Raw genomic sequence first — 25,646 nt, 5'->3', positions numbered from 1 at the left:
GTATGAACAATCCATTTGCTTTATTTGATTTACCCGTGTCTTTTCAACTGGATCAGGATTTATTGGCGACGCGTTATTTGGCCTTACAAAAATCCCTGCACCCGGATAATTTTTCCGCCGCGTCTGCGCAAGAACAGCGCTTGGCGATTCAAAAATCGGCGGAAATCAACGATGCCTTACGCACCTTAAAAGATCCGATTAGCCGCGCCGACAGCATTATTGCTATTCACACCGGCGAGGTGGAAAACGTAGAAGAAAAAAGCAGTAAAGACATCAGTTTTCTGATGCAGCAAATGGAATGGCGCGAAACCTTAGAAAATATCGAAAATAACAAAGACAGCGACGAACTGACGGCGTTCACTAAAGACATCGAACGCACCCGCCGCGCAATTTTAGACGAATTATCCACCGCACTTGATGCGCAACAATGGGACATCGCACGGGCAATCACAGACAAATTACGTTTTATCAAAAAACTTCAAGCAGAAATTGAGCGAGTTGAAGAGACTCTTTTAGATTTTTAATGTAAAGTATATCGAGAAACAACATGGCGTTACTTCAAATTGCAGAGCCGGGACAAAGTGCCGCACCCCATCAACAAAAACTTGCCGTGGGCATCGATCTCGGCACCACAAACTCCCTGATTGCCACCGTACGCAACGGCCACAGTGATGTTTTATTGGACGAACAAAATCGTCCGTTATTGCCCTCTGTTGTGCATTTTGGCAAAGATGACAACGTGATTGTCGGTTATGAAGCTGCCGAACTTGCCACGCAAGATCCGCAAAACACAGTGATTTCCGTCAAACGTTTAATCGGTCGCAGCCTTGCGGATATTCAACAACGTTATCCGAATCTGCCTTATCAATTTGTCGCCAGTGAAAACGGTTTACCTTTATTAACAACACGTCAAGGTGTACGTAGTCCGATTGAAATTTCCGCAGAAATCCTGAAAAAATTGACCGCACTTGGTGAGCAACGCTTAGGCGGAAACCTTGTCGGTGCAGTGATCACCGTACCTGCCTATTTTGATGATGCACAACGCCAAAGTACCAAAGACGCCGCAAAATTAGCTGGACTTAATGTTCTGCGTTTATTAAACGAACCGACTGCAGCCGCCATTGCATACGGCTTGGATAGCGGACAAGAAGGCGTGATTGCCGTGTATGATTTAGGCGGCGGCACCTTTGACATTTCCATTTTGCGCCTCTCCCGTGGTGTGTTCGAAGTGTTGGCAACCGGCGGCGACACGGCGCTAGGTGGTGATGATTTTGATTTGGTCTTAGCCGATTGGATTATCGAACAATCTGCAGTAAAACCGGAAAATGACAGCCAATATCGTGAACTGATCGAATTAGCCAATCGCCTCAAACAAGAACTTTCAAATTCAATGGAAGTTCAAATTCATTACGGTAACTGGCTTGGCAGTATCACCCGAGAACAATTTAACGAACTGATTCAACCGTTGGTTAAACGTTCTTTGCTTGCTTGTCGCCGCGCTTTAAAAGATGCCGGCGTAGAAGCGGAAGATGTGCGTGAAGTGGTGATGGTGGGTGGATCTACCCGAGTGCCTTATGTGCGCGAACAAGTAGGTGAATTTTTCCAAAAACAACCACTGACCTCTATCGATCCTGATAAAGTGGTCGCCCTTGGCGCGGCGATTCAAGCCGATATTCTCGCCGGCAACAAACCGGATTCCGAGCTATTGTTATTGGACGTTATTCCGCTTTCCCTTGGCATCGAAACTATGGGCGGTTTAGTGGAAAAAATCATTCCGCGCAACACCACCATTCCTGTCGCGCGTGCGCAAGAATTCACTACGTTCAAAGACGGACAAACCGCAATGTCGGTGCATATCGTACAAGGCGAACGGGAATTGGTTAACGATTGCCGCTCTCTTGCCCGCTTCACGCTACGCGGCATTCCGCCGATGGCCGCCGGCGCGGCGCACATTCGCGTGACCTATCAAGTGGACGCGGACGGTTTATTAAGCGTCATCGCCATGGAAAAAACCACCGGCGTGCAATCCTCCATTCAAGTGAAACCGTCTTACGGTTTAACCGACGATGAAATCGCCAATATGTTAAAAGCCTCCATGGAAAACGCCAAAGAAGACATTCAGGCGCGCTTATTGGCGGAACAGCGGGTAGAAGCAGAACGCGTGCTGGAAAGCGTGCGCTCGGCACTCGCGCAAGATTACGATTTATTAGATGACGACGAACTAAGTGCGGTCAAAAATGCGATTATTTCGTTGGAACAATTAAAGCAGCTGGACGATTCCCTTGCCATCAAGCAAGGAATCAAAGCGTTAGATTTCGCAACGCAGGAATTTGCCGCACGGCGTATGGACAAATCCATTCGCACGGCTTTGGCAGGGCACTCCGTTGAAGATATTGTAGGAAAGTAAGGATGTTAAAATGCCAAAAGTGATTTTTTTACCCAATGAAGAATTTTGCCCGGAAGGCATGGTAGTTGATGCCGCCGCCGGCGACAATTTGCTTGAAGTGGCCCACAACGCTGGCGTAGAAATTCACCACGCGTGCGATGGCTCTTGCGCTTGCACCACATGCCATGTGGTAGTGCGTGAAGGAGGCGATTCTTTAAATGAACCAAGCGATCAAGAAGAAGATATGTTAGATAAAGCCTGGGGCTTAGAAATGGAAAGCCGACTGTCTTGCCAATGTATTATTGGTGATGAAGACTTAGTCGTTGAAATTCCTAAATACAATATTAACCACGCAAATGAGGCGGCGCACTAATGAAATGGACGGACGCCCAACGCATTGCCGAAGCGTTGTATGACAACAATCCGGATCTGGATCCCAAAACCGTTCGTTTTACCGATTTGCACCGCTGGATTTGTGAGCTAGACGGTTTTGACGATGATCCGCAAAAATCAAACGAAACAATCTTAGAAGCGATTTTGCTGAAGTGGTTGGAAGAGTACGAGTAGAAATTCTCTCAGAAAAACAACCGCACTTTGAACGCAAACTTTAACCGTGGGGACAGGCTTATGCCTGTCCTATTCGTATCATCAGATTGTCGGACAGACATAAAGTCTGTCCCTACAATGTGGAATGATGCTTACTTCACCTGCATTCCCGCTTTCACGCCTGCATCAGCAGACAACAGGAATAAATCCGCGCCGCCGGTGCCCGCACTTAAAATCATGCCTTCAGACACACCGAATTTCATTTTGCGTGGTGCAAGGTTTGCCACCATAATCACAAAGCGACCTTCCAGCTCTTCCGGCTTATCGTAAGCCGCCTTAATACCGGAAAAAACTTGGCGTTTGTGATCGCCCAAATCCAGTTCAAAGCGCAATAATTTATTGGATTCCGGCACGGCTTCGCATTTCAATACTTTCGCCACTCGCATATCTAACTTAGCAAAATCATCAATCGTGATAGCCTCTGCAATTGGCTCGATAGATCCCACAGATTCATTTGTATTTTTGACCGCACTTTTCGCAACAGGCGTAGCGTTCGCTTGCGCGTTTTCCGCTTTAGACGCCTCAATCATCGTTTCAATTTGCTTACCATCTAAACGGGAGAACAAGGCTTTAAACGGTGCAATTTGATGACTTAATAAAGGCTGCGCTAAATTTGCCCAGGTTAATTCCGCTTGTAAAAAAGCCTCCGCACGTTCTGCCAGTTTTGGTAACACCGGTTTCAAATAGCCCATAAGCACGCGGAATAATTGAATCCCCATGGAACATACCGCTTGCAACTCCGCGTCTTTGCCCTCTTCTTTCGCAATTACCCAAGGGGCTTTATCGTCAATATATTTGTTGGCTTTATCGGTTAATGCCATGATTTCACGAATGGCTTTGCCGAATTCGCGATTTTCGTAATACGTGGCGATTTGCTCAGATTGTGCAATAAATTCACTAAATAAAGCCTGATCATCTAATGCTGCCGCCAACTTGCCGTCAAAACGTTTTTGGATAAAACCAGCGTTACGGGAAGCCAAATTCACCAGTTTATTCACCAAATCCGTATTCACGCGCTGAACGAAATCTTCTAAGTTCAAATCCAAATCATCAATGCGATTACTTAATTTCGCCGCGTAGTAATAACGCAAACATTCCGGATCCAAGTGTTTCAAATAGGTTGCCGCTTGAATGAATGTACCGCGGGATTTTGACATTTTCTCGCCATTCACCGTCACATAGCCGTGCACAAAAATATTGCTCGGTTTACGGAAACCTGCACCTTCTAACATAGCAGGCCAGAACAAGCTGTGGAAATACATGATGTCTTTGCCGATGAAATGATAAAGCTCTGCATCACTGTCTTTACACCAGAAACTGTCGAAATCAATACTGGTTTCACGTTTACACAGATTTTTGAAAGACGCCATGTAACCGATAGGCGCATCCAGCCAAACGTAGAAATATTTGCCTTCTGCATTCGGAATTTGGAAACCAAAATATGGCGCGTCGCGGGAAATATCCCATTGTTGAAGACCTGCTTCAAACCATTCCTGCATTTTATTCACCACTTCTGATTGCAAAGATCCGGAACCCAACCAGTTTTTCAACATGGCTTCAAAACTTGGCAAATCAAAGAAGAAATGCTCGGAATCTTTCATGACCGGCGTTGCGCCTGACACCACAGAACGCGGGTTAATGAGTTCCGTCGGGCTATAAGTAGCCGCGCACACTTCGCAGTTGTCGCCATATTGATCCGGCGATTTACATTTCGGGCAAGTGCCTTTCACAAAACGATCAGGTAAGAACATCCCTTTTTCCGGATCATAGAGTTGGGAAATAGTGCGACTTTTAATAAAACCGTTTTCTTTTAAACGGTTGTAAATAAATTCTGAAAACTCGCGATTTTCTTCGCTATGGGTGGAATGGTAGTTATCAAAGCTGATGTTAAAACCGGCAAAATCCGCCATATGTTTGTGGCGTACATCGTCAATGAGTTGCTCCGGCGTAATGCCCATTTGGTCCGCTTTTAGCATAATCGGCGTACCATGTGCGTCATCGGCGCACACAAAATGGATTTCGTTTCCGCGCATCCGTTGAAAACGTACCCAAATATCCGCTTGAATATGCTCCAACATGTGGCCTAAATGAATCGGACCGTTGGCATACGGCAAGGCACAAGTAACTAAAATTTTACGCTTGGAATTCGACATAATATTGACCTTTAAAATACTTAAAAAACGGAAAAAAATTGGCGCTTATGTTACCTTATTGAGGGTATTTTTTCTAGTTTAATCATGATTTAGGCATTTTTAACTTAACAGATAAAGGCGGTCATGATTAAATATAACCAACGAATTTACTACACTAAAAAAGGAAGCATTATGGCGACGTTATTTTCTGAAAATTTAACGGAACAACAAAAGGAACAGATTGTTCAGTTATTCAAAAACTTTCAACATGCTACTCTGCAAAAAGATCTCATTTCTCTTAATACATTGAAAAAAGTCGAAAAAGGCGGAAATACTCTACGCGTGGAATTATCCATGCCTTTTGCCTGGAACACCGCGTTTGCCGAATTAAAAGACGCGTTAACCGCACCATTAAAAGACGCAGCAGAAGTGGAAAATGTCAAATGGCAGCTTAGCTATCAAATTGCTACTCTTAAACGCGCCAACAACCATCCTGCGGTGAAAGGCGTTAAAAATATTATTGCGGTGAGCTCCGGTAAAGGCGGTGTGGGTAAATCTACCGTTTCTGTGAACCTTGCCATTGCATTACACCAACAAGGCGCCCGCGTAGGGATTTTAGATGCGGATATTTACGGCCCTTCCATTCCGCACATGCTTGGTGCACCACATCAACGCCCGACATCACCGGATAACCAACATATCACCCCGATAGAAGCGCACGGTTTGTATGCTAACTCCATCGGTTTCTTAATGGACGAAGACAACGCCACCATTTGGCGCGGTCCGATGGCAAGTAGCGCATTAAGCCAACTATTACAAGAAACCCTATGGCCTGACTTAGATTATCTTGTGATCGACATGCCTCCGGGCACCGGTGACATTCAACTTACCCTGTCCCAACAAATTCCGGTGACAGGTGCTGTGGTTGTCACAACACCACAAGACATCGCCCTATTGGATGCAGTAAAAGGGATTTCCATGTTTGAGCGTGTTTCCGTGCCTGTATTAGGTATTGTGGAAAACATGTCCATGCACATTTGCAGCAACTGCGGTCACCAAGAAGCGATTTTCGGTGCCGGTGGTGCAGAACGCATTGCGGATAAATACAATATCAAAGTATTGGGACAACAACCGTTACACATCCGCCTTCGTCAAGATTTGGATCGCGGCGAACCAACCGTAATTGCCGCGCCAGACAGCGAAATTGCGCAAGGTTTCTTGAAATTAGCGGAAAAAGTTGCGACCGAACTTTACTGGCAAGGTTCTGTGATTCCGAGCGAAATTATGTTCCGCGAAGTGAAGTAACGGCGTTACTTAAATTATCTTGTATAAAATAGAAGTGCGGTGGATTTCCAAGATGTTTTAAAACATCCGAAAAATCCACCGCACTTTTTTCTTATCGTAATAAAAAAGCCACTTTGTTTTGACAAAATGGCTTTTTGTTTAAATCGCAATCTTAATAATCGCAAATCTCATCATCAACGAAGAAATAAGCAATCTCCCGTGCCGCACTTTCCGGGCTATCGGAACCATGCACCGAGTTTTCCCGTTGACTTAATGCAAAATCACGACGAATCGTGCCTTCTGCCGCCGTTTCAGGATTCGTTGTACCGATTAAAGTGCGGTAGTCTTGCACCGCGTTTTCTTTTTCTAACACACTCACGAATACCGGTGCAGAAATCATGTATTCCACCAAAGGCGCAAAAAAAGGTTTGCCTTGGTGTTCTGCATAAAAACCTTCCGCTTGCTCTTGGGTGAAGTGTACCATCTTAGCGGCAATCACTTTGAAGCCTTGTTGCTCAAAGCGTGCCAAAATCGCGCCGATTAAATGACGCTTTACGGCATCCGGTTTAATAATAGATAAGGTTCGTTGTAAGCTCATTTCACATCCTCTTACTGTTGTTTTGCTTTAGCTAATAATAAATTGGCAAGGGTTTGCACACCGATACCGGTCGCGCCGGTCGCCCATAAATCGCTTGGGGCTTTGCGATACGTGGCAGAACAATCAATGTGTAACCAATGCTGTTGATAATTTTTCACGAAATAAGATAAAAACGCGGTTGCCGTGCTAGCACCTGCACCCACAGGAACCGTGCCGGTATTGGCAATGTCAGCGAACGCCGTTTTAATTTGCCCACGATGCAACTCGGCAAACGGCAAACGCCAAAATGGCTCTTGTTCTTGCTCGGCAGCACGGAATAAATCAGAGACCAACTGATCATCCATGGATAGCACACTGTGATAATCATTGCCTACCGCCACTTTTGCCGCACCGGTTAACGTAGCGCAATCCACGATAAATTGAGGTTGTTGGGCATCTGCATCAATTAAACCATCTGCCAATACCAAGCGGCCTTCGGCATCGGTATTCAGAATTTCTACGCTGACACCGTTACGATATTGGATAATGTCGCCCAATTTGAAGGCGCGGCTACTCACCAAGTTTTCTGCACAGCAAAGGAATAATTTCACCCGTTGATTTAAACCACGCAAAATCGCCAAGCCTAACGCCCCTGTCAATAACGCGGCGCCCCCCATATCAGTGCGCATGGTGCTCATGCCATCGCTCGGTTTAATACTGTAACCGCCACTGTCAAACGTAATACCTTTACCCACCAAACAGGCCAACACCGGCGCGTCCGGATTGCCGGTCGGGTTGAAATCCAACTGCAACATGGCCGGCAGATTTTGCGAGCCTTTCCCCACCTGCCACAAACCGTGGTAACCACGTTCTAGCAATGCTTCTCGAGAAACGATGGAAAAACTGACCGCACTTTGTTTAGCGGCTTGTTCTACCATTTGCCCGATAAACTTCGCAGCGCGTTGGGCAAGCTCTTCCGGCGTTAAAATGGCTGCCGGCAGATTAATGATTTCACGCACGAAATCGCCACATTGAATACGGTGATTCAGTTCTTGTTGTTGCTCCGCAGATAATGCCGGAAACTGTAATTTAAACTGTTTTTTCGCATTGTAAAAACCTTGATAAAACGCCCAACAATTTTCCAACCGCCACCCTTCTCCGCTTAGTGCAACATCAGAAATGCCTTGATTTTGTAACTTGCGTGCCGCTTTTTGTATGGAAGTGCGATCGGAAAAATCAGTTAAATGAAGGGTCGCTTTATCTTCATTAAAACTGATGAGTGCCTTTTCACCCCAAACCGCCGAAGCCGGTTGGTTTGAAAGTAAAACCTGCATAGACATACTTTCTCCTTTAAATATTGAGAATAACGGCTTGTAATATATCAGTTTTATTGGGTTTTCTCATCATGAATCCAATAAAAAAGCGCTTCCTACGGGCATCTGCGTTAAAAAACTTTCTTGCCACCAACAAAAACGGTATAATCCGCACCGACTTTTTGTATGAGATTCCGCCAAAAGTAGGCGGCGGAAAAAATGATTAATTATTTTAGAGGATCAAATGGCAAAAGAAGATTCCATTGAAATGCAAGGCACCATCTTAGAAACCTTGCCAAACACTATGTTTCGCGTTGAATTGGAAAACGGCCACGTGGTAATTGCACACATTTCCGGCAAAATGCGTAAAAACTACATTCGTATTTTAACCGGCGACAAAGTGACCGTAGAAATGACACCATACGATTTAAGCAAAGGCCGCATCGTATTCCGTAGCCGTTAATTTCGCTTTATGACATAAACAAAAACACCGGATAATCTCCGGTGTTTTTGTTTTTCGAATCAAGCTTTTCTTACCCGTTTCAAGAGCAGGCGCTGAAGCAACATACCTAACAAATGCAACAGGAAAAAGACCGCACTTAAGACATATAACGGCATATCGCCAAAGACGCTGTAAGGGGTTTTACCTTGTGTCGGCGCAATACGATGCGTCAACACCGTTTCCACAAATTGCGGGGCTTGCGCCACAATGTTGCCTTGGGCATCAATAAATGCCGTCACGCCTGTATTCGTTGCGCGAATCACCGGTTTACCAAGTTCCAACGCACGCATTTGTGCCATTTGTAAATGTTGCCACGGGCCGATGGAATTACCAAACCAAGCATCATTAGACACCGTGAGAATAAAATCACTGTTTGCCGTGAGATTTTTCTGTAATTGCGCACCGAGAATAATTTCATAACAAATCGCTGCAGTGAAATTCAGATTCTTTGCCAGCAAGGTTTGCTGCACTGGGGCGCCGCTTTGGAAAGCCGACATGGGTAAATTAAACACAGAACCGAGCGGGCGCAAAATACTTTCTAACGGAACATATTCACCAAACGGTACCAAATGATGTTTGTTATAACGGTTTGCCGTTTGCATCTGATAAGGTGCCGTCTGATTCCCCACCACCACAATAGAGTTAAATAATTTGCCAAGGGTTTCATCTTGATAAATCGTGCCGACCATCACTTCCGTATTGGTTTTTTCCGCCAAAGATTGCAACATTTGGAAAAATGGCTGAATACTGTTTTCATAGGTTGGAAATGCGGCTTCCGGCAAAATAATCAAATCCGTTTTTCCCAAATTATCGCCAATTAATCGCCCATAATTTTCCATGGTTTGATACAGATAATTCGGATCCCATTTCAAATTTTGTTCGATATTGCCTTGCACTAAAGAAACATTCAGCGCCTTTTCAGGGTTTTCTTTTACATAATTAATCTTTGATGTGTAACTTGCCGTCCCACCAATAGCCACTAAAATAAGACTATTTGCCAAAACAACATTCCATTTTTTCGGTGAATTCCATAACGCAGAAACGATGTTAAAAGCGACCGCACTTAAGAACATAGCCAAGAAGGTTAAACCGGTAACGCCAAAAATCGGCGCAATCCCAGCAAACAGGCTATCAATTTGCGTATAACCGAATTGCAACCAAGGAAAGCCGGTGAAAACCCAACCGCGCAAAAATTCAGTTAACGTCCATAATACGGGATACATCACTGCTCGTTGCACCTGTAAGCGGCGCACCAAATACGCAAATAAGAGCGGATACAACGACAAATATGCGGCTAACAGCACCACCAAGAAATAACTCACTGCTAAAGGAGCCTCTCCAAATTGATGAATACTGACATGTAGCCAGTTCACCCCAAAAGTAAAGAAGCTCAAGCCCCATAAAAAAGCAGATAAAAGTGCGGTGGATTTTTGTGGTGTTTTGATAACCCAAATCAAACCGAACAAAGACGCATAGGACAAGGCCCAGTAATGAAAAGGCGCAAAAGCAAATACACCGATGGCACCTGAAATAAGCGCAATAAGGTAAGTGAGATATTTCTTCATCATAAAATAGTGAAGCAGGCAAAATGCCTGCTTTTTATCCTTTCAATATGTTGGTATGCCATTTCGCTCTTTGTAAAGAACGGGCTGATTGGCTACTTACAAACGGAGAAAACTACTCCGCTAGGTTCTCGACATTCTCCATTTCCGGCAAATATTCGTCCGGCACGGTAACGCGAAGTTGAATAATGCGACGACTGTCTGCAGAGGTCACTTTAAAGTGCAGATTTTCCAGTGTAATTTCTTCACCACGTTTTGGTAAATAGCCGAATGCCTGCATAATCAAACCACCAACAGTGTCCACCTCTTCGTCATTAAATTGGGTGTTAAATTGTTGATTAAAATCTTCAATATCCGTTAAGGCACGCACCGCGTAAGCATGGCGGGAAAGTTGGCGAATATCCGCCACATCCTCTTCATCAAATTCGTCTTCAATGTCTCCGACGATTTGCTCCAACACATCTTCAATGGTTACCAAACCTGACACCGCACCAAATTCATCTACCACAATCGCCATGTGGAAGCGCTCGGAACGGAAATCTTTTAGCATTCTGTCCACTCGTTTGCTTTCCGGCACAATCATGGTCGGACGAATCATATGTAACAGATTAAATTCTTCCGCATTCGCACGCAGGTATTTCAGCAAATCCTTCGCATGCAAAATCCCTACGATATTGTCGCGATCATCCGCATCGGCAATTACCGGGAAACGGGAGTGGGCAGATTCAATGATGGTGTCCAAACAAGAATCTAAATCCTGATCGGTTTCAATGAAAACGATTTGAGAACGCGGAATCATAATATCGCGTACACGCAATTCAGCGATTTCCATCACGCCCTCAATCATTTCACGGGTATTTTGGTCGATGAGATCGTTTTGTTCAGAATCTCGGATCACTTCTACTAACTCATCGCGATTTTTTAGTTCGCCTTGAAAGAAACGTCCGAAAAGAGATTGGAAAAAAGATTTTTTAGTAACTTCAGATTGGTTGGTCGAGTGTTCTTCGTTCATAAAAATTAAAAAAGTTGCCGTCGGATTGACAGGGGAGAAAGTACCATATTTGTCACGAAAGCGCAAAAGGAAGAACGGAAGTGCGGTCTGTTTTTCTCTTAAATTTTGTGGCATATCACAAAACAGGCAGTCATCAGCATAGGATCGTTAATCACTTAAGTAACGGCTATGAGATACAAACTGCAGAAAGAAAAAATGCGGCAAATGTTAGCCGCACTTTTAGTTTAATCATTACCTTTAAAACGATACTCCGTCCATTGGTAATACGCTTCACCGGCTTTCACAATGCCACCGTAATTTTGCCATTCGGGGTGATTTGGCGTGTCTGGCAAACATTGGGTTTCCAACGCAACGCCACTGTAATCCGCGTATTGTTTGCCATGTCGAGTAGGTGTGCCGCCGAGGAAATTGCCGGTGTAAACCTGTAATGCGGCTTGTGAAGTCAACACTTCCAAATGCAAATCGTCATTTGGTGAACTCAGTAAAACACAAGGTTTTTGCCAGGCTTTGTTGACGACAAAAGAATGATCGTAGCCTTTGGTGGCAAGCTGTTCGCCTTGCAGAAAATCCTGTTGAATCGGCTTGGCAACGCGAAAATCAAAACTGGTGCCGACAACGTGTTTTAACGGTGAATTTGGAATGCCTTCGCTATCTACCGGCAAATAGAAATCCGCATTCAGGCGCAAGCGGTGATGGCGAACATCCGTACCCAGCTCAGCGTTTTCTAAATTGAAATAAGCGTGGTTAGTTAAATTCAATGCCGTATCCTGATCGCTTTTCCCTGCATACTCAATTTTGACTGAATTTTCTTCCATTAACGTATAAGTCACCGTCACATCCACATTACCAGGGAAACCTTGATCACCGTCGGTAGAATGCAAAGAAAAACACACGAAATTTTCACCGCACTTTTCTAATGCCCAACGGCGTTTATCAAAACCGTTTACACCACCGTGAAGTTGATGCGTTCCTTGGTTGGCGGTTAAGGCCACAATTTTATCATTAAGCGTAAATTGGGCATTGGCAATACGGTTAGCATAGCGTCCGACACTCGCGCCTAAATAGGCTTGCTGAACGGGATACTCTTCCAACTTGCAACCCAGCAACACTTCTCGCAATTCTCCGTTGACCGGCACGCGACAAGACGTCCAAGTTGCGCCCCAATCGGTAAATTGCACACGCATTCCTTGCGTATTTTGCAACGTGAAAAGCTGAAACGGCAAACCGTCCGGCGCAGTGCCTTGGGCGTGTTGTTCTAGCATACACGCACCCCTTGTGAAGCCGTGCAAACATAAAAGTCTTCTTTCAAGCCTGTTTGTTTTTCATAATTGTCTGCCACGATTTTGCGTACGGCTTCTACTTTATCGTGTGGCGCAAGAGCAACAATACAACCGCCGAAGCCCCCTCCGGTCATGCGTGCACCACCCTGTTTACCGATGACCAACTGTGCCAATTCCACTAAATAGTCAATCTGTGGCACGGTGATTTCAAAATCATCGCGCATAGAATCATGCGACTGCCCCATTAATTCGCCAAGACGGGTTAAGTCATTATGTTTCAAGGCGTCTACCGCATCTAATACGCGTTGATTTTCTGTCACCACATGGCGGGCGCGTTTTGCCACCAGCGGATCAAGTGCGGTCAATTCTGCTTCTTTTTCTTTAAACTGTGCCACGGACACATCACGCAAGGCTTTCACGCCGAAAAATTCTGCCGCACGTTCACATTGCTGACGACGAGTGTTGTATTCGCCAGTAACCAAATCATGCGGCACATTAGAGTTCACAATAATCACCGCCACATCCTGCGGCACGGGCGTTGGTTGGGTTTCAAGACTACGGCAGTCAATCATCAATAAATGATCTTGTTGTCCAAGCGCAGAAATTAGCTGATCCATATTGCCACAGTTGGCACCAACAAATTTGTTTTCTGCTTTTTGCCCGATAAGCGCAATGTCTGTATGGCTTAAAGGCAAATCGCCTAGCTGCTGACAAAATTTTCCTGTTGCCACTTCCAACGCAGCTGAAGAACTTAAACCGGAAGAATGAGGCACATTGCCAGAAATCACCAAATCCGCCCCTTGTTTGAAATCTGGGCAACGTTCTTGAATGAACTTCACCACACCACGCACATAATTTGCCCATTTTTGTTCACTTTGAGGGATTTCTTTATCTAGTGAAAACTCATCAGACAGATCCAAATCGGCGGCATACACATTCCAAACATGATCGTTGCGTTTCGCGCCGGCAATCGCCGTGCCATAGTTAATGGCGCATGGCATCACAAAGCCGTCGTTGTAATCAGTATGTTCACCGATAATATTGACTCGACCCGGCGCATACACGGTCAATTCAGGTTGTTGATTATATTTTTGCTTGAAAATGTGTTGGGATTTTTGGATTGGGGTCATGTTATTTCCTTTCTCTTTATCATATCTCTCAAACCACTCCCCTCTTTTATAAAGAGGGGCAGGGGGAGATTTAATTGTGATATTTAAATTTCGTATGAGGTTGGTATAGCTTCTGCCACAAACGCTTGCGTTTGAACGTTGCTTTAGCAACGGCACGAAGTGCGAGCGAAGCGAGTAAATCTCCCCTAACCCCTCTTTGCTAAAGAGGGGAATTGGGCGCATTATTTCAGTTTATAGTGAATTTCACTCAACGCACGCAGTCTTTCTGCTGCTTGTTCTGCGGTTAAATCACGTTGGCTTTCGCCGAGCATTTCATAGCCCACCATAAACTTACGCACGGTAGCGGAACGTAAAAGTGGTGGATAGAAATGAGCATGTAGTTGCCAATGGTCGTTTTCTTCGCCGTTAAACGGTGCAGCGTGGAACCCCATGGAATACGGGAAAGAAGTTTCAAATAAGTTGTCGTATTTAGTGGTGAGTTTTTTCAATATCACCGCCAAATCTTTCGCTTGAGCATCACTTAATTCCGTCAAACGTTTAACGTGCATTTTTGGTAATAATAGCGTTTCAAACGGCCAAACCGCCCAATACGGCACCACAGCAACCCAATGCTCTGTCTCCACAACGATACGTTCTTTGCGGGCCAGTTCTTGTTGGACATAATCCACCAACAGCACAGAACCATATTTTTCATAATATTGACGTTGTGCTTTATCTTCTCTCGCCACTTCATTCGGCAGGAAACTGTTTGCCCAGATTTGTCCGTGTGGATGCGGGTTAGAACAGCCCATCGCTGCGCCTTTGTTTTCAAAGATTTGTACCCATTGGTATTTTTGTCCGAGCTCACGGAGCTGTTCCTGCCAGACTTTAATGACTTCTTCGATCTCAAGTGCGGTCAATAATGGCAACGTTTTACTGTGATCCGGCGAAAAACAAATCACGCGACTTTCACCACGAGCTTGTGAACTTTGGAATAACGGATTGTCGTTATTTTGCGGTGCCGGTGTGTCTTCTAACAGTGCGGAGAAGTCATTTTTAAACACATAAGGTTTGTGATAATCGGGATTGGGCTCACCGGTAATGCGTTTATTACGCGGGCAAAGATAGCAATTCGGATCGTGACTTGGCTTTTGTTCTTCATTGACTTTCTCTTGTTGTCCTTGCCATGGACGTTTAGCGCGATGAGGAGAAACTAAAACCCATTGGTCGGTTAACGGGTTATATCTGCGGTGCGGATGATCGGTAGGTTCAAAAACAGTTGTCATAATGTACCTCTGTTCGGTTGTATTTAATTTATGAAAACGATTACAAAATATGGCATAAAATAGCATATTTAACAAATTAAACTGTTATCAAGATCACAAAAATGAATTTCTATTTACTTAAGCTATAAAGCGATGAGAAAAACTGTGACATACACGACACTTTTAAAAGTAAGCGTTTCCAAAAAGTCTTTTTTCCGATTATGATTCCTTGGGCTTTAGTCATACATAATGAAGGGATATCTATGGTTACTATTCGAGATGTTGCTAAACAGGCTGGCGTTTCTGTCGCGACAGTATCTAGGGTATTAAATAATCACCCTTGTGCGAAAGAACACACCCGTGCCGCTGTATTGAACGCTATTGAACAATTAGGCTACCGTCCAAATGCCAATGCGCAGGCTTTGGCTTCGCAAAGTTCCGATACATTAGGCGTTGTAGTGACCGATGTAACGGACGCTTTTTTTGCAATTCTAGTGAAAGCGGTTGATCACGTCGCCATGGAGCATGGCAAAAATATTTTGATCGGCATGGGATACCATCAGGCAGAAAAAGAAAAAGAAGCCATTGATACCCTACTGCGTAAACGTTGTAATTGTTTGGTCGTGCATTCCAAAGCGTTAGATGATCAAACTTTAGCGGATTATTTAGAAAGTGTGCCGGGAATGGTAATTATCAACCGTTGTATTAAAGGTTATGAATCCCGCTGTGTCGGATTGGATAACCAAAAAGGCACTTATATTGCTACCAATACGCTGATTAACGCAGGGCATCGCCATATTGGTTATATCGGCTCAAACCATAGAATTAACGATGAAGCTGAGCGTAAACAAGGTTATTTGAATGCGCTTACAGAACATGGTATCCCCATTGTCGAAAACGCCATCGTACATAGCACACCGGATTTCGAAGGTGGTGAAGAAGCCATGATTAACCTATTGAGTTATAACGATAATTTAACAGCCGTTGTTGCCTACAATGATTCTATGGCGGCAGGTGCGTTATCCGTACTCAATGAAAACAATATCAAAGTGCCGAAACAGTTCTCTATTATTGGTTTTGACGATATGCCAATTGCCCGTTATTTGGTGCCTAAACTCACAACAATTCGCTATCCTATTGATCTTATGGCAAATTATGCCGCAAAACTAGCTCTAAGTTTGGTTGATAAAACCCTTTCCCTACCTATTAATCCGCAATTTAATCCGACACTAGTCAGACGTTTTTCGGTGGAAAATGCCTACCCAAAGGAGGAAAAACGTTAAAATTGCATTATTTTTGAGCGAGAGATGTAATCGTTTTCATAAATGTGAATATGATCACATTCTTTCCCTAAAAAACAAGGTATCCTTACCACCAATTACCCGAGTAGCGATTGCAGTGTAAAAAGGTAAGATTTTGATAATAATGCTTTAATGAATTATCACTAAAATAAACCCCTCTTTATTCTTTATATGAACAATTAATGGAGAACATGCATTATGAAAAAAACAGTATTAAGTGCAGTTGCTTTAGCAGTAGCTTTCGGTGCCGGCATCAGTGCAGCACAAGCAGAAACCCGTATCGGTGTGACAATCTATAAATATGACGACAACTTTATGTCTTTGATGCGTAAAGAAATCCAAAAAGATGCAGATCAATTAAAAGACGTGAAATTATTAATGAATGACTCTCAAAACGCACAGTCTATTCAAAACGACCAAGTTGATGTATTACTTTCAAAAGGCGTCAAAGCGTTAGCGATCAACTTAGTTGACCCATCTGCGGCACCAACCATCATCGGTAAAGCAAAACCGGACAATATTCCTGTTGTGTTCTTCAATAAAGACCCGGGTGCAAAAGCAATCGCTTCTTATGATAACGCTTACTTTGTAGGTACAGATCCGAAAGAATCAGGCATTATCCAAGGCGACTTAATTGCAAAACAATGGAAAGCCATGCCGGCATTAGACTTAAACAAAGACGGTAAAATCCAATTTGTTTTATTAAAAGGTGAACCGGGCCACCCAGATGCTGAAGCACGTACCAAATATGTTATTGAGCAATTAAATGCACAAGGTATCCAAACTGAACAACTCTTCATTGATACCGGTATGTGGGATGCAGCCTTAGCGAAAGATAAAGTCGATGCATGGTTATCCAGCTCTAAAGCAAATGACATCGAAGTGATCATTTCTAACAATGACGGTATGGCATTAGGTGCATTAGAAGCAACCAAAGCACACGGTAAAAAATTACCAATCTTCGGTGTTGACGCCCTACCTGAAGCATTACAACTGATCAAGAAAGGTGAACTTGCAGGTACCGTGTTAAATGACGGTGTAAACCAAGGTAAAGCGGTTGTTGAGTTATCTAATAACTTAGCAAACGGCAAACCGGCAACTGAAGGTACCAAATGGGAACTTAAAGATCGTGTTGTACGTGTTCCTTATGTTGGTGTAGATAAAGATAACTTATCTGAATTCTTAAAATAAATTTGTTTTATTAATGTAAGGGGAAGCGTAGGACAACACTTATGTCCCTTCCCCTTTATTTATGAGGTTGGATATGACAGAGCAAATTCAAAGTCAAAGCGGAAGCCAAAATGGCGAAGTCCTGCTTACCATGACTAATGTCAGCAAGTCCTTTCCGGGCGTAAAAGCCTTAGATCACGCAAACTTAAGCGTCCGTTCGCATTCTGTACACGCATTGATGGGGGAAAACGGTGCGGGTAAATCCACGTTGTTAAAATGCTTGTTCGGCATTTACTCTAAAGACGAAGGTGAAATCTTGTTTTTAGGCAAACCCGTGAATTTTAAAACCTCAAAAGAAGCCTTAGAAAACGGCATTTCCATGGTGCACCAAGAACTTAACCTTGTGCGTCAAACCAGCGTAATGGATAACCTGTGGCTAGGTCGTTACCCACTTAAAGGGCCTTTTGTCGATCACGCGAAAATGTACCGTGATACCAAAGCTATTTTTGATGAATTGGACATTGATGTTGATCCAAAAGAAAAAGTAGCCAAACTTTCCGTTTCACAAATGCAGATGATCGAAATTGCGAAAGCGTTTTCTTATAACGCAAAAATTGTGATTATGGATGAACCGACATCCTCACTTTCTGAAAAAGAAGTGGAACATCTGTTTAAAATCATTCAAAAATTAAAAGATCGCGGTTGCGGTATTATTTATATTTCTCACAAAATGGACGAAATCTTCAAAATTTGTGATGAAATCACTATTCTACGCGATGGCAAATGGATCAATACCGTACCGGTAAAAACCTCCACCATGGAAGAAATCGTCTCCATGATGGTAGGCCGTGAACTCACCCAACGTTTCCCGGAAAAAACTAACGTACCAAAAGAAATCACCTTAGAAGTAGAAAATCTGACGGCATTAAACCAACCTTCTATTCAAGATGTATCTTTCAATTTGCGTAAAGGGGAAATTTTAGGGATTGCAGGTCTCGTCGGCGCGAAACGTACAGATATCGTTGAAGCCATTTTCGGCGTGCGCGAACTGAAAAGCGGCACCATTAAACTCAATGGAAAAACAGTAAAAAATCATACCGCACTTGAGGCAATTAACCACGGTTTTGCTTTGGTAACCGAAGAACGTCGTTCAACGGGGATTTACTCTAACTTAAGCATTGAATTCAACTCTCTGATTTCCAACATGAAATCCTATTTAACCCCTTGGAAATTGCTCAGCAATAAGAAAATGAGCAGTGACACACAATGGGTTATTGATTCAATGAATGTCAAAACGCCATCGCACAAAACAACGATTGGCTCACTTTCCGGCGGTAACCAACAAAAAGTCATCATCGGTCGCTGGTTATTAACCCAACCGGAGATTCTGATGTTGGACGAACCGACCCGCGGGATCGATATCGGTGCAAAATTTGAAATTTACCAATTAATTCAGGAACTGGCGAAAAAGGATAAAGGTATCATCATGATTTCTTCCGAAATGCCTGAACTCCTTGGGGTAACCGACCGTATTCTCGTGATGAGTAATGGCAAAGTTGCTGGTATCGTTGAAACGGCAAAAACCTCTCAAGAAGAAATTTTGCAACTTGCCGCAAAATATTTATAAATAACAAAGGAACAAATTATGAGTGCCTTAGAAAAAAATAAATCATTCGATTTCCTAAAACAAAATGCGATTTATTTTGTGTTGTTGATTTTACTTGGCATCATCATCGCACAAGATCCGACATTTCTTAACTTGGTTAACTTCAGTAACATTCTGACGCAATCCTCCGTGCGTTTAATCATCGCTCTTGGGGTTGCCGGCTTATTGGTCACACAAGGTACCGACTTGTCTGCCGGTCGTCAGGTTGGTCTCGCTGCGGTAATCTCCGCGACCATGTTGCAATCCATGGAAAACATGAACCGTGTTTTCCCTGATCTCGGTGAAATTCCAATTCCGGTAGTTATCCTTGCTGTTTGTGCTGTGGGTGCAGTCATCGGTTTAGTCAATGGCTTGGTTATCGCTTACTTAAACGTAACGCCGTTTATCGCCACCATGGGTACTATGATTATCGTCTACGGTTTCAACTCCCTTTATTACGATGCTGTAGGCGGCTCTCCTATCGCCGGTTTCAGCGAAAACTTCTCTGTTTTTGCTCAAGGTTTCATCCGTCTAGGTTCATTTAAGCTCTCCTATATCACTATTTATGCCGCTATTTGTGCTTTCTGTGTATGGGTGATGTGGAATAAAACACGCTTTGGTAAAAATATCTTTGCTATCGGCGGTAACCCTGAAGCGGCAAAAGTTTCCGGTGTAAACGTTGCTCGTAACCTTGTTGTCATCTACATGATTGCCGGTATGTTCTACGCGTTCGGTGGTATGTTGGAAGCCGGTCGTATCGGTTCTGCAACCAATAACCTCGGTTTCATGTATGAATTGGATGCTATCGCAGCCTGCGTGGTAGGCGGTGTGTCTTTCGCCGGTGGTGTGGGTACGGTTATTGGTGTTATTACCGGGGTAATCATCTTCACCGTAATTAACTATGGTTTGACTTATATCGGTGTAAACCCTTACTGGCAATACATCATCAAAGGTAGCATCATCATCCTCGCGGTAGCTATCGACTCCTTGAAATACGCGAAGAAAAAATAATCTTCCGATTCATGAAACATTGAAAAACGCCATAAAAAACGACCGCACTTACCAAAGTGCGGTCGTTATTTTTTGTATTTTAACTACATATCACTGAGCCAGTGACGTAATTTATTAACATCTAACTGCCATTCTTGCACCAAAATATCCACCCAATGCGCAATATTCTCATGCCAATTTTCCGCGTCACCGTTCTGTGCCAACGCAGCAATTTGTTGCAAGCGTTTTAACCCCACCGATGCTAAAGCGCCTTTTATTTTATGCGCGGTTGAAAGCAACTCAGCTTGCTGTTTCGGCGCCTTCTCATACGCTTGATAAGCCTGTTGCAATTCAATCACATAACCACTCATTGCCTGTTCAAATAAAGTGAGATTATCTTGCACAAACTTCACACCCAGCATTTCAATTAATTCACCCAGCATTTTCGTGTCAAAATCTGTAGATTCCTGCAATGGTTTCTTTTCCATTACATCAAAATGTCTAATCTCTTCACCAAAATAATCCAACAAACATTGATTTAATTCATCGAGAGATAACGGCTTATGAATGACATCGTCCATGCCTTGTTCCAAATAAGCTTCTTTCTTTTGCACCACATTCGCTGTCAACGCAATCAATGGCGGAAGAAAATCATAAATGCCATTTTCATAATTTTCACGCAGATGATGGGCAATATCAAAACCTGACATATCCGGTAACTGAATATCCAAGAAGACGAGGTCGTAATAATTCTCCTCAAATTTTTGAATCGCTTCTGCCCCAGTCATAGCCACATCAATTTGGTAACCGAGTTTTTGCAGCATAGATTTTGCGACAACGATATTCACTTCAATGTCTTCCACCAACAAAATGCGCAATTTTAACGGCACTTTATTACCACTTTCTACCGGTTGTTGGGCCTCTTTTGCTTTAAAGGTCAGTAAGAAAGTTGAACCTTTTCCTAATTCACTACTTACCGTCAAATCGCCGTCCATTAGCTGTGCAATGGTTTTGGAAATTGATAAGCCAATCCCACTGCCCAAAGATTTGTAGTGATGAGAATCCACTTGATAATACAATTCAAAGACTTTTTCTAAATCCGCTTCTGCAATACCGATGCCGGTATCCGTCACACGAATGGCAAATTCATCTTCTGCAGTTTGCTCAATAGATAAGGTCACACTTCCCTGCGGAGTAAATTTCACCGCATTCGTAATCAAATTCCATAAAATCTGGCTTAATCGCACCCCATCCAACATCAACCAATTCGGTAATGTCGGCGGGCAAATTAAGCGAAATTCTAAGTGTTTTTCTCCTGCAATGAGCACCGCAAAATTACTGATATCATTCAGCAACGCATACAAATCCGTTTCTTTACGGTCTAACTCAATACGACGCGCATCAATTTTTTCTAAATCGATAATATCGCTGAAGATATGAGAAAGGGAAATTGCACTGCTGTTGATGGTTCGTAAATAACTACTCTGGCGTGCTGTCGGCTGCTCTTCCAATAAAATACGACTTAACCCGATAATGCCGTTTAACGGCGTACGTAATTCATGGCTAATTGTGGTCATTAATGTGGTTTTATCTCGGCTGATCTTTTCCACTTTATCCAATGCCGCCGATAAGCGTTTTTCCGCTAAAAGTCGCTCTTGCACTTCATTTTGTAGTTTCACCACCGAACGAGACAATGCTTGGCGAGAACGTTCTAATTTTTCCACCAATAAGGTAAAGAAATAAATCACAAAAGGCGCAGAAATCATCCCGAATACAATAGAACGTAAAAGATCTTGCCAATAGATTGTGCCAACAAAAATGAGGCTTAATACCATTTGTGTACATAACGCCAAGATGGCCAGAATTAACACACCTAAAATAGAAAAACGGATTTTCCCCAGGCGGACGACCCAATCCACATAGCGACGAGCAAAACTACCGAACTGTTTAATATTCTTCATAGGATTCCATGGAAAGAGAGAAATAATAAATATTGTACCTTAACTGTACAAAGGATGTTGAGCCGTTTTAGAGACAAAAAAAGTGCGGTCGAAAAACACATTGAATTTCGACCGCACTTTTAAGAGAAATTAACCCGAAGGATTAACCGTTGTAACGTTTAAAGACTAAAGTCGCGTTAGTACCGCCAAAACCGAAGCTATTGGACATCACAGTTTGTAAACCGGCGTTTTCTTTCGTTTCTGTTACGATGTTGCAACCTACAGCTTGTTCATCTAAGGTTTCGATGTTAATGCTTGGTGCGATGAAATCGTTATCTAACATTAACAAGGTATAAATGGCTTCATGCGCACCGGCAGCCCCTAAAGAGTGACCTGTCATAGATTTGGTGGAAGAAATCGCCGGGATTTTATCGCCGAATACGTTTTTAATCGCGCCCAATTCTTTCACATCACCAACTGGCGTTGATGTACCGTGCACGTTGATGTAATCGATTGGTGTGTCAATGTTTGCCATGGCTTGTTTCATGCAACGTTCTGCACCTTCACCGCTTGGCGCCACCATGTCATAACCGTCAGAGGTTGCACCATAGCCCACGATTTCTGCGTAAATTTTCGCACCGCGTGCCAATGCGTGTTCCAATTCTTCTACAACCACCACTGCACCGCCACCGGCAATGACAAAACCATCACGGTTTGCATCATACGCACGGGATGCTTTGGTTGGGGTTTCATTGTACTTGGTGGACACTGCACCCATCGCGTCAAATTCAGTCGCACATTCCCAAGACAACTCTTCTGCGCCACCGGCGAAAACGATATCTTGTTTACCTAATTGAATAAGTTCTAATGCGTTACCAATACAGTGTGCTGAAGTGGCACAAGCAGAACTGATACTGTAACTTACGCCTTTAATTTTGTACGGAGTTGCCAAACACGCAGATACGCTGGAGGCCATGGTTTTGGTTACCGCATAAGGGCCAACTGCTTTCACGCCACGTGGACCACGCACAGCATCACAAGCCACTAACTGGTTGTGAGCAGAACCTGTGCCGGCGCCAATCACCAAACCGGTACGTTCGTTAGACACTTGTTCTTCAGTTAAACCGGCATCTTCAATCGCTTCTTTCATAGAAAGGTAAGCATAGGCTGCCGCATCGCCCATGAAACGATACACTTTACGATCGATTAACTCGCTCGGATTTAATTTAATGGTACCGGCAACATGGCTACGCATTTTCATGTCAATAAATTCAGGTACGATTTCAATACCGGATTTACCGGCTTTTAATGAAGCCAAGACTTCTTCTTTGTTGTTACCAATACTGGAAATAATACCAAATCCGGTGATTACTGCTCTTTTCATTCGTTCTTCCTTATGAGTTGGGAAAATCATTTCGACTTACATTTGTTAGCTGAGCGCAATTTACTATGAAACCAAAATATTGCAAGCATTAATTATAACGTTCGACCAGTTAGGCCAAATCAGCGTATGATATCGCCCAAATGAAATCATTTAAGGAATTAAACCAATGCGCGTTATTAGCCATGCGGACATCTGTTTTAACCAAGAAAACACGCCTGTTTCCAATCAATTTGACGATGTTTATTTTTCTAACCAAGACGGTTTGGAAGAAAGTCGCTACGTTTTTCAACAAGGCAATCAACTGTGGCAACGCTGGCAGCAACATCAACAAAAGCACTTCGTCATTGCAGAAACCGGTTTTGGTACCGGATTGAATTTTTTCGCCGTCACCACGCTTTTTCGTGAGTTCCGCCAACAATTTCCACAGGCAACATTACAACGGCTATTTTTTATTTCCTTTGAAAAATATCCGCTAACCGTAGAAGCCCTATCGCGTGCTCATCAACATTATCCGCAATTTGCCTCTCTCTCCGCACAATTACAGCAACATTGGTTGGATCCCATTGAAGGTTGCTATCGTTTTCATTTTGAGGAAACCTCGCTCGATCTTTGGTTTGGTGATATTCACGACAACTTGCCACGGCTCGGCGATTATATGCGTGACAACATCGATGCGTGGTTTTTAGATGGATTTGCCCCGAGTAAAAATCCTGATATGTGGAATGACGCGCTTTATACGCAAATGTACCGTTACACCAAACCGCAAGGCACATTCGCCACTTTCACTGCCGCTAGTGCCGTTCGCAAAGGCTTGGAAAATGCCGGTTTCAGCGTGCAAAAGCGCAAAGGTTACGGCAAAAAACGGGAGTGTTTGGTTGGCGAAAAAACACTTGAAAAACCAACCGCACTTTTCACCCCATGGTACCTACCACAATCCGCCCAATTTGAAGATGTGGCGGATGTTGCCATTGTAGGCGGCGGCATCGCCTCCTTATTTACTGCATTCGCCTTAATACAACGTGGCGCGAACGTCACCCTTTATTGTGAAGATCCACAGCCAGCGATGAACGCCTCCGGCAACAAACAAGGCGCATTTTATCCTCAACTGAGCGACGATGATGAACGCAACATTCGCTTTTACATACAGGCTTTCGCTTACGGCTTACAACAATTACGCAACGCCGAAAACCTCATTGAATTTGAACATGAATTTTGTGGTGTGGCACTGTGCGGATATAACGAAAAAAGTGCAGTCAAATTACAGAAAGTTTCGCAACTTCAGCTGCCAGAAAGCATTTATCAAAGCCTAAACCAAGCTGAATTAAGCGATAAAGTCGGTCTCCCGTTGCCTTGTGGTGGCGGATTTATTCCACAGGGCGGATGGCTTGCGCCACAACAATTTGTGCAGAATCTGTTTGCTTATTTACAGCTGCACGGGCTCATCATAAAAACATCGCAAAAAGTGACCGCACTTTCCCCTCAAAAAAACGGCTGGCTAGTGACGAATGCTGAAAACGACAGGTTCCATCATCAAATCGTCGTCCTCGCCAACGGTCATCAACTGCATGAATTTCCTCAAATGCAGTCGCTACCGCTTTATGCCGTGCGTGGGCAAGTCAGCCAGATTCCCACGTCAGAACATCTGCTGAAACTGAAATCCGTGCTCTGTTATGATGGCTACCTCACGCCTGCTGATCAGGCTAAAACCAGCCATTGCATTGGCGCCAGCCATGTGCGTGATTGCGCTGACCGCACCTTTAGCGAGCAGGAACAACGGGAAAATCAGGAAAAAATCCAAAAGAACCTAGAGGGTATGCCTTGGGTGAAAGAGGCGGATATCTCTGCCAATCTGGCGCGAATCGGTGTACGTTGCGCCGTGCGGGATCGCACCCCAATGGTAGGTAATGTGCCGAATTTTGAACAGCAATGCGTGGATTATAAAAATCTGTTTAACTTACGCCGTCGCAAACAACCTATTCCGCCGGCTGCCGTATTTCCAAATTTATATCTCATCGGCGCCCTCGGCTCACGCGGTTTAACGTCAGCCCCAATACTGGGCGAAACTTTGGCTTCGCTTATCTATAACGAACCGTTGCCGCTGAGCGAAGACTTAATTCATCACCTGTCCGCAAGCCGAAGTTGGATAAGAAAATTGTTGAAAGGGACTTCTGTCGCAGATCTTTAAGTC

At 43.8% G+C, this 25,646-nt stretch carries 21 protein-coding genes; 11 read left to right on the top strand and 10 right to left on the bottom strand.

The window, feature by feature from the left end; all coding sequences use genetic code 11:
• Nucleotides 1–2 precede the first annotated feature (2 nt).
• From hscB to iscX, 4 genes are read left to right on the top strand one after another with little or no spacing between them, the layout of a single operon-like run.
• Nucleotides 3–524: a Fe-S protein assembly co-chaperone HscB gene (gene hscB / locus DQN58_RS05245; RefSeq protein ID WP_006717455.1), complete on the top strand. Its 522-nt coding sequence runs from the start codon at nt 3–5 to the stop codon at nt 522–524.
• A gap of 23 nt (nt 525–547) precedes the next feature.
• Entirely contained in the window at nt 548–2,407 is a 1,860-nt protein-coding gene (gene hscA / locus DQN58_RS05240) for a Fe-S protein assembly chaperone HscA (RefSeq protein ID WP_006717453.1), read from the top strand.
• 10 nt (nt 2,408–2,417) lie between these two features.
• A complete protein-coding gene (gene fdx / locus DQN58_RS05235; protein ID WP_006717450.1) occupies nt 2,418–2,759 on the top strand; it encodes an ISC system 2Fe-2S type ferredoxin in 342 nt (113 codons plus the stop codon).
• Nucleotides 2,759–2,953 carry a Fe-S cluster assembly protein IscX gene (gene iscX, locus DQN58_RS05230; protein ID WP_006717448.1) on the top strand — a complete coding sequence of 65 codons (195 nt, stop codon included), beginning with the start codon at nt 2,759–2,761 and terminating at the stop codon, nt 2,951–2,953. The genes fdx and iscX overlap by 1 nt, the downstream gene beginning before the upstream one ends.
• Before the next feature lie 131 nt (nt 2,954–3,084).
• Here iscX and metG read toward each other — a convergent pair whose 3' ends face one another.
• A complete protein-coding gene (metG, locus tag DQN58_RS05225) occupies nt 3,085–5,145 on the bottom strand; it encodes a methionine--tRNA ligase (protein ID WP_006717446.1) in 2,061 nt (686 codons plus the stop codon).
• Nucleotides 5,146–5,316: 171 nt separating this feature from the next.
• Between metG and apbC the strand changes: the two genes are divergently transcribed.
• Nucleotides 5,317–6,429: an iron-sulfur cluster carrier protein ApbC gene (apbC, locus tag DQN58_RS05220; protein WP_032997790.1), complete on the top strand. Its 1,113-nt coding sequence runs from the start codon at nt 5,317–5,319 to the stop codon at nt 6,427–6,429.
• Nucleotides 6,430–6,580: 151 nt separating this feature from the next.
• Here apbC and ndk read toward each other — a convergent pair whose 3' ends face one another.
• Together ndk and pepB are read right to left on the bottom strand one after the other, a co-directional pair.
• On the bottom strand, nt 6,581–7,006 hold the full coding sequence (gene ndk / locus DQN58_RS05215) for a nucleoside-diphosphate kinase (protein ID WP_006717440.1): 426 nt from the start codon (nt 7,004–7,006) through the stop codon (nt 6,581–6,583).
• 11 nt (nt 7,007–7,017) lie between these two features.
• Nucleotides 7,018–8,325: an aminopeptidase PepB gene (gene pepB, locus DQN58_RS05210; RefSeq protein WP_006717439.1), complete on the bottom strand. Its 1,308-nt coding sequence runs from the start codon at nt 8,323–8,325 to the stop codon at nt 7,018–7,020.
• Between the two features lie 217 nt (nt 8,326–8,542).
• On the opposite strand from pepB, the gene infA reads away from it, so the two are divergent.
• Entirely contained in the window at nt 8,543–8,761 is a 219-nt protein-coding gene (infA, locus tag DQN58_RS05205; RefSeq protein ID WP_006717435.1) for a translation initiation factor IF-1, read from the top strand.
• A 59-nt stretch (nt 8,762–8,820) separates the two neighbouring features.
• Here infA and lnt read toward each other — a convergent pair whose 3' ends face one another.
• The 5 genes from lnt to galT all read right to left on the bottom strand — a co-directional run bounded on the left by lnt (nt 8,821) and on the right by galT (nt 15,049).
• Nucleotides 8,821–10,365: an apolipoprotein N-acyltransferase gene (lnt, locus tag DQN58_RS05200; RefSeq protein ID WP_032998093.1), complete on the bottom strand. Its 1,545-nt coding sequence runs from the start codon at nt 10,363–10,365 to the stop codon at nt 8,821–8,823.
• A 112-nt stretch (nt 10,366–10,477) separates the two neighbouring features.
• On the bottom strand, nt 10,478–11,374 hold the full coding sequence (gene corC / locus DQN58_RS05195; RefSeq protein ID WP_032998092.1) for a CNNM family magnesium/cobalt transport protein CorC: 897 nt from the start codon (nt 11,372–11,374) through the stop codon (nt 10,478–10,480).
• A 224-nt stretch (nt 11,375–11,598) separates the two neighbouring features.
• Nucleotides 11,599–12,636 carry a galactose-1-epimerase gene (galM, locus tag DQN58_RS05190; RefSeq protein ID WP_006717430.1) on the bottom strand — a complete coding sequence of 346 codons (1,038 nt, stop codon included), beginning with the start codon at nt 12,634–12,636 and terminating at the stop codon, nt 11,599–11,601.
• Nucleotides 12,630–13,784: a galactokinase gene (gene galK, locus DQN58_RS05185; RefSeq protein WP_032997789.1), complete on the bottom strand. Its 1,155-nt coding sequence runs from the start codon at nt 13,782–13,784 to the stop codon at nt 12,630–12,632. The genes galM and galK overlap by 7 nt, the downstream gene beginning before the upstream one ends.
• 221 nt (nt 13,785–14,005) lie before the next feature.
• Nucleotides 14,006–15,049, bottom strand: a complete 1,044-nt coding sequence (gene galT / locus DQN58_RS05180) for a galactose-1-phosphate uridylyltransferase (protein WP_032997788.1) — start codon at nt 15,047–15,049, stop codon at nt 14,006–14,008.
• A gap of 242 nt (nt 15,050–15,291) precedes the next feature.
• Here galT and DQN58_RS05175 point away from each other — a divergent pair, with 242 nt between their 5' ends.
• From DQN58_RS05175 to mglC, 4 genes are all read left to right on the top strand, one after another.
• Nucleotides 15,292–16,311, top strand: a complete 1,020-nt coding sequence (locus DQN58_RS05175; protein WP_032997787.1) for a substrate-binding domain-containing protein — start codon at nt 15,292–15,294, stop codon at nt 16,309–16,311.
• Nucleotides 16,312–16,527: 216 nt separating this feature from the next.
• Nucleotides 16,528–17,520, top strand: coding sequence for a galactose/glucose ABC transporter substrate-binding protein MglB (gene mglB, locus DQN58_RS05170; protein ID WP_006717423.1), 993 nt, complete (start codon nt 16,528–16,530; stop codon nt 17,518–17,520).
• A gap of 73 nt (nt 17,521–17,593) precedes the next feature.
• Nucleotides 17,594–19,126, top strand: a complete 1,533-nt coding sequence (mglA, locus tag DQN58_RS05165; protein ID WP_050540570.1) for a galactose/methyl galactoside ABC transporter ATP-binding protein MglA — start codon at nt 17,594–17,596, stop codon at nt 19,124–19,126.
• Nucleotides 19,127–19,144: 18 nt separating this feature from the next.
• Nucleotides 19,145–20,155, top strand: coding sequence for a galactose/methyl galactoside ABC transporter permease MglC (gene mglC / locus DQN58_RS05160; protein WP_006717420.1), 1,011 nt, complete (start codon nt 19,145–19,147; stop codon nt 20,153–20,155).
• A gap of 83 nt (nt 20,156–20,238) precedes the next feature.
• Here mglC and DQN58_RS05155 read toward each other — a convergent pair whose 3' ends face one another.
• Both DQN58_RS05155 and fabB read right to left on the bottom strand, forming a co-directional pair.
• Nucleotides 20,239–22,095, bottom strand: a complete 1,857-nt coding sequence (locus DQN58_RS05155) for an ATP-binding protein (RefSeq protein ID WP_006717417.1) — start codon at nt 22,093–22,095, stop codon at nt 20,239–20,241.
• A 142-nt stretch (nt 22,096–22,237) separates the two neighbouring features.
• Nucleotides 22,238–23,458: a beta-ketoacyl-ACP synthase I gene (fabB, locus tag DQN58_RS05150; RefSeq protein ID WP_032997786.1), complete on the bottom strand. Its 1,221-nt coding sequence runs from the start codon at nt 23,456–23,458 to the stop codon at nt 22,238–22,240.
• Between the two features lie 166 nt (nt 23,459–23,624).
• Between fabB and mnmC the strand changes: the two genes are divergently transcribed.
• The gene (gene mnmC / locus DQN58_RS05145; RefSeq protein WP_006717413.1) at nt 23,625–25,643 is read left to right on the top strand and encodes a bifunctional tRNA (5-methylaminomethyl-2-thiouridine)(34)-methyltransferase MnmD/FAD-dependent 5-carboxymethylaminomethyl-2-thiouridine(34) oxidoreductase MnmC; all 2,019 of its coding nucleotides are present in this window, start codon (nt 23,625–23,627) and stop codon (nt 25,641–25,643) included.
• Nucleotides 25,644–25,646: the final 3 nt, after the last annotated feature.

Origin of the sequence: Aggregatibacter segnis ATCC 33393, assembly GCF_900476035.1 — a bacterium.
In the GTDB taxonomy this organism is placed as follows: Bacteria; Pseudomonadota; Gammaproteobacteria; order Enterobacterales; family Pasteurellaceae; genus Aggregatibacter; species Aggregatibacter segnis.
Note: the sequence above shows the minus strand (reverse complement) of the source record. Positions and strands in the feature narration are given on the sequence as shown.

Excerpts from the sequence above, each read along its gene's own strand:
- pepB (WP_006717439.1), bottom strand. The coding sequence starts at position 8,325 with ATGTCTATGCAGGTTTTACTTTCAAACCAACCGGCTTCGGCGGTTTGG.
- iscX (WP_006717448.1), top strand. The coding sequence starts at position 2,759 with ATGAAATGGACGGACGCCCAACGCATTGCCGAAGCGTTGTATGACAAC.
- galT (WP_032997788.1), bottom strand. The coding sequence starts at position 15,049 with ATGACAACTGTTTTTGAACCTACCGATCATCCGCACCGCAGATATAAC.
- fdx (WP_006717450.1), top strand. The coding sequence starts at position 2,418 with ATGCCAAAAGTGATTTTTTTACCCAATGAAGAATTTTGCCCGGAAGGC.
- metG (WP_006717446.1), bottom strand. The coding sequence starts at position 5,145 with ATGTCGAATTCCAAGCGTAAAATTTTAGTTACTTGTGCCTTGCCGTAT.
- hscA (WP_006717453.1), top strand. The coding sequence starts at position 548 with ATGGCGTTACTTCAAATTGCAGAGCCGGGACAAAGTGCCGCACCCCAT.
- ndk (WP_006717440.1), bottom strand. The coding sequence starts at position 7,006 with ATGAGCTTACAACGAACCTTATCTATTATTAAACCGGATGCCGTAAAG.
- galK (WP_032997789.1), bottom strand. The coding sequence starts at position 13,784 with ATGACCCCAATCCAAAAATCCCAACACATTTTCAAGCAAAAATATAAT.
- DQN58_RS05155 (WP_006717417.1), bottom strand. The coding sequence starts at position 22,095 with ATGAAGAATATTAAACAGTTCGGTAGTTTTGCTCGTCGCTATGTGGAT.
- mglB (WP_006717423.1), top strand. The coding sequence starts at position 16,528 with ATGAAAAAAACAGTATTAAGTGCAGTTGCTTTAGCAGTAGCTTTCGGT.
- fabB (WP_032997786.1), bottom strand. The coding sequence starts at position 23,458 with ATGAAAAGAGCAGTAATCACCGGATTTGGTATTATTTCCAGTATTGGT.
- lnt (WP_032998093.1), bottom strand. The coding sequence starts at position 10,365 with ATGAAGAAATATCTCACTTACCTTATTGCGCTTATTTCAGGTGCCATC.
- DQN58_RS05175 (WP_032997787.1), top strand. The coding sequence starts at position 15,292 with ATGGTTACTATTCGAGATGTTGCTAAACAGGCTGGCGTTTCTGTCGCG.
- galM (WP_006717430.1), bottom strand. The coding sequence starts at position 12,636 with ATGCTAGAACAACACGCCCAAGGCACTGCGCCGGACGGTTTGCCGTTT.
- corC (WP_032998092.1), bottom strand. The coding sequence starts at position 11,374 with ATGAACGAAGAACACTCGACCAACCAATCTGAAGTTACTAAAAAATCT.
- infA (WP_006717435.1), top strand. The coding sequence starts at position 8,543 with ATGGCAAAAGAAGATTCCATTGAAATGCAAGGCACCATCTTAGAAACC.
- hscB (WP_006717455.1), top strand. The coding sequence starts at position 3 with ATGAACAATCCATTTGCTTTATTTGATTTACCCGTGTCTTTTCAACTG.
- mglA (WP_050540570.1), top strand. The coding sequence starts at position 17,594 with ATGACAGAGCAAATTCAAAGTCAAAGCGGAAGCCAAAATGGCGAAGTC.
- mnmC (WP_006717413.1), top strand. The coding sequence starts at position 23,625 with ATGCGCGTTATTAGCCATGCGGACATCTGTTTTAACCAAGAAAACACG.
- mglC (WP_006717420.1), top strand. The coding sequence starts at position 19,145 with ATGAGTGCCTTAGAAAAAAATAAATCATTCGATTTCCTAAAACAAAAT.
- apbC (WP_032997790.1), top strand. The coding sequence starts at position 5,317 with ATGGCGACGTTATTTTCTGAAAATTTAACGGAACAACAAAAGGAACAG.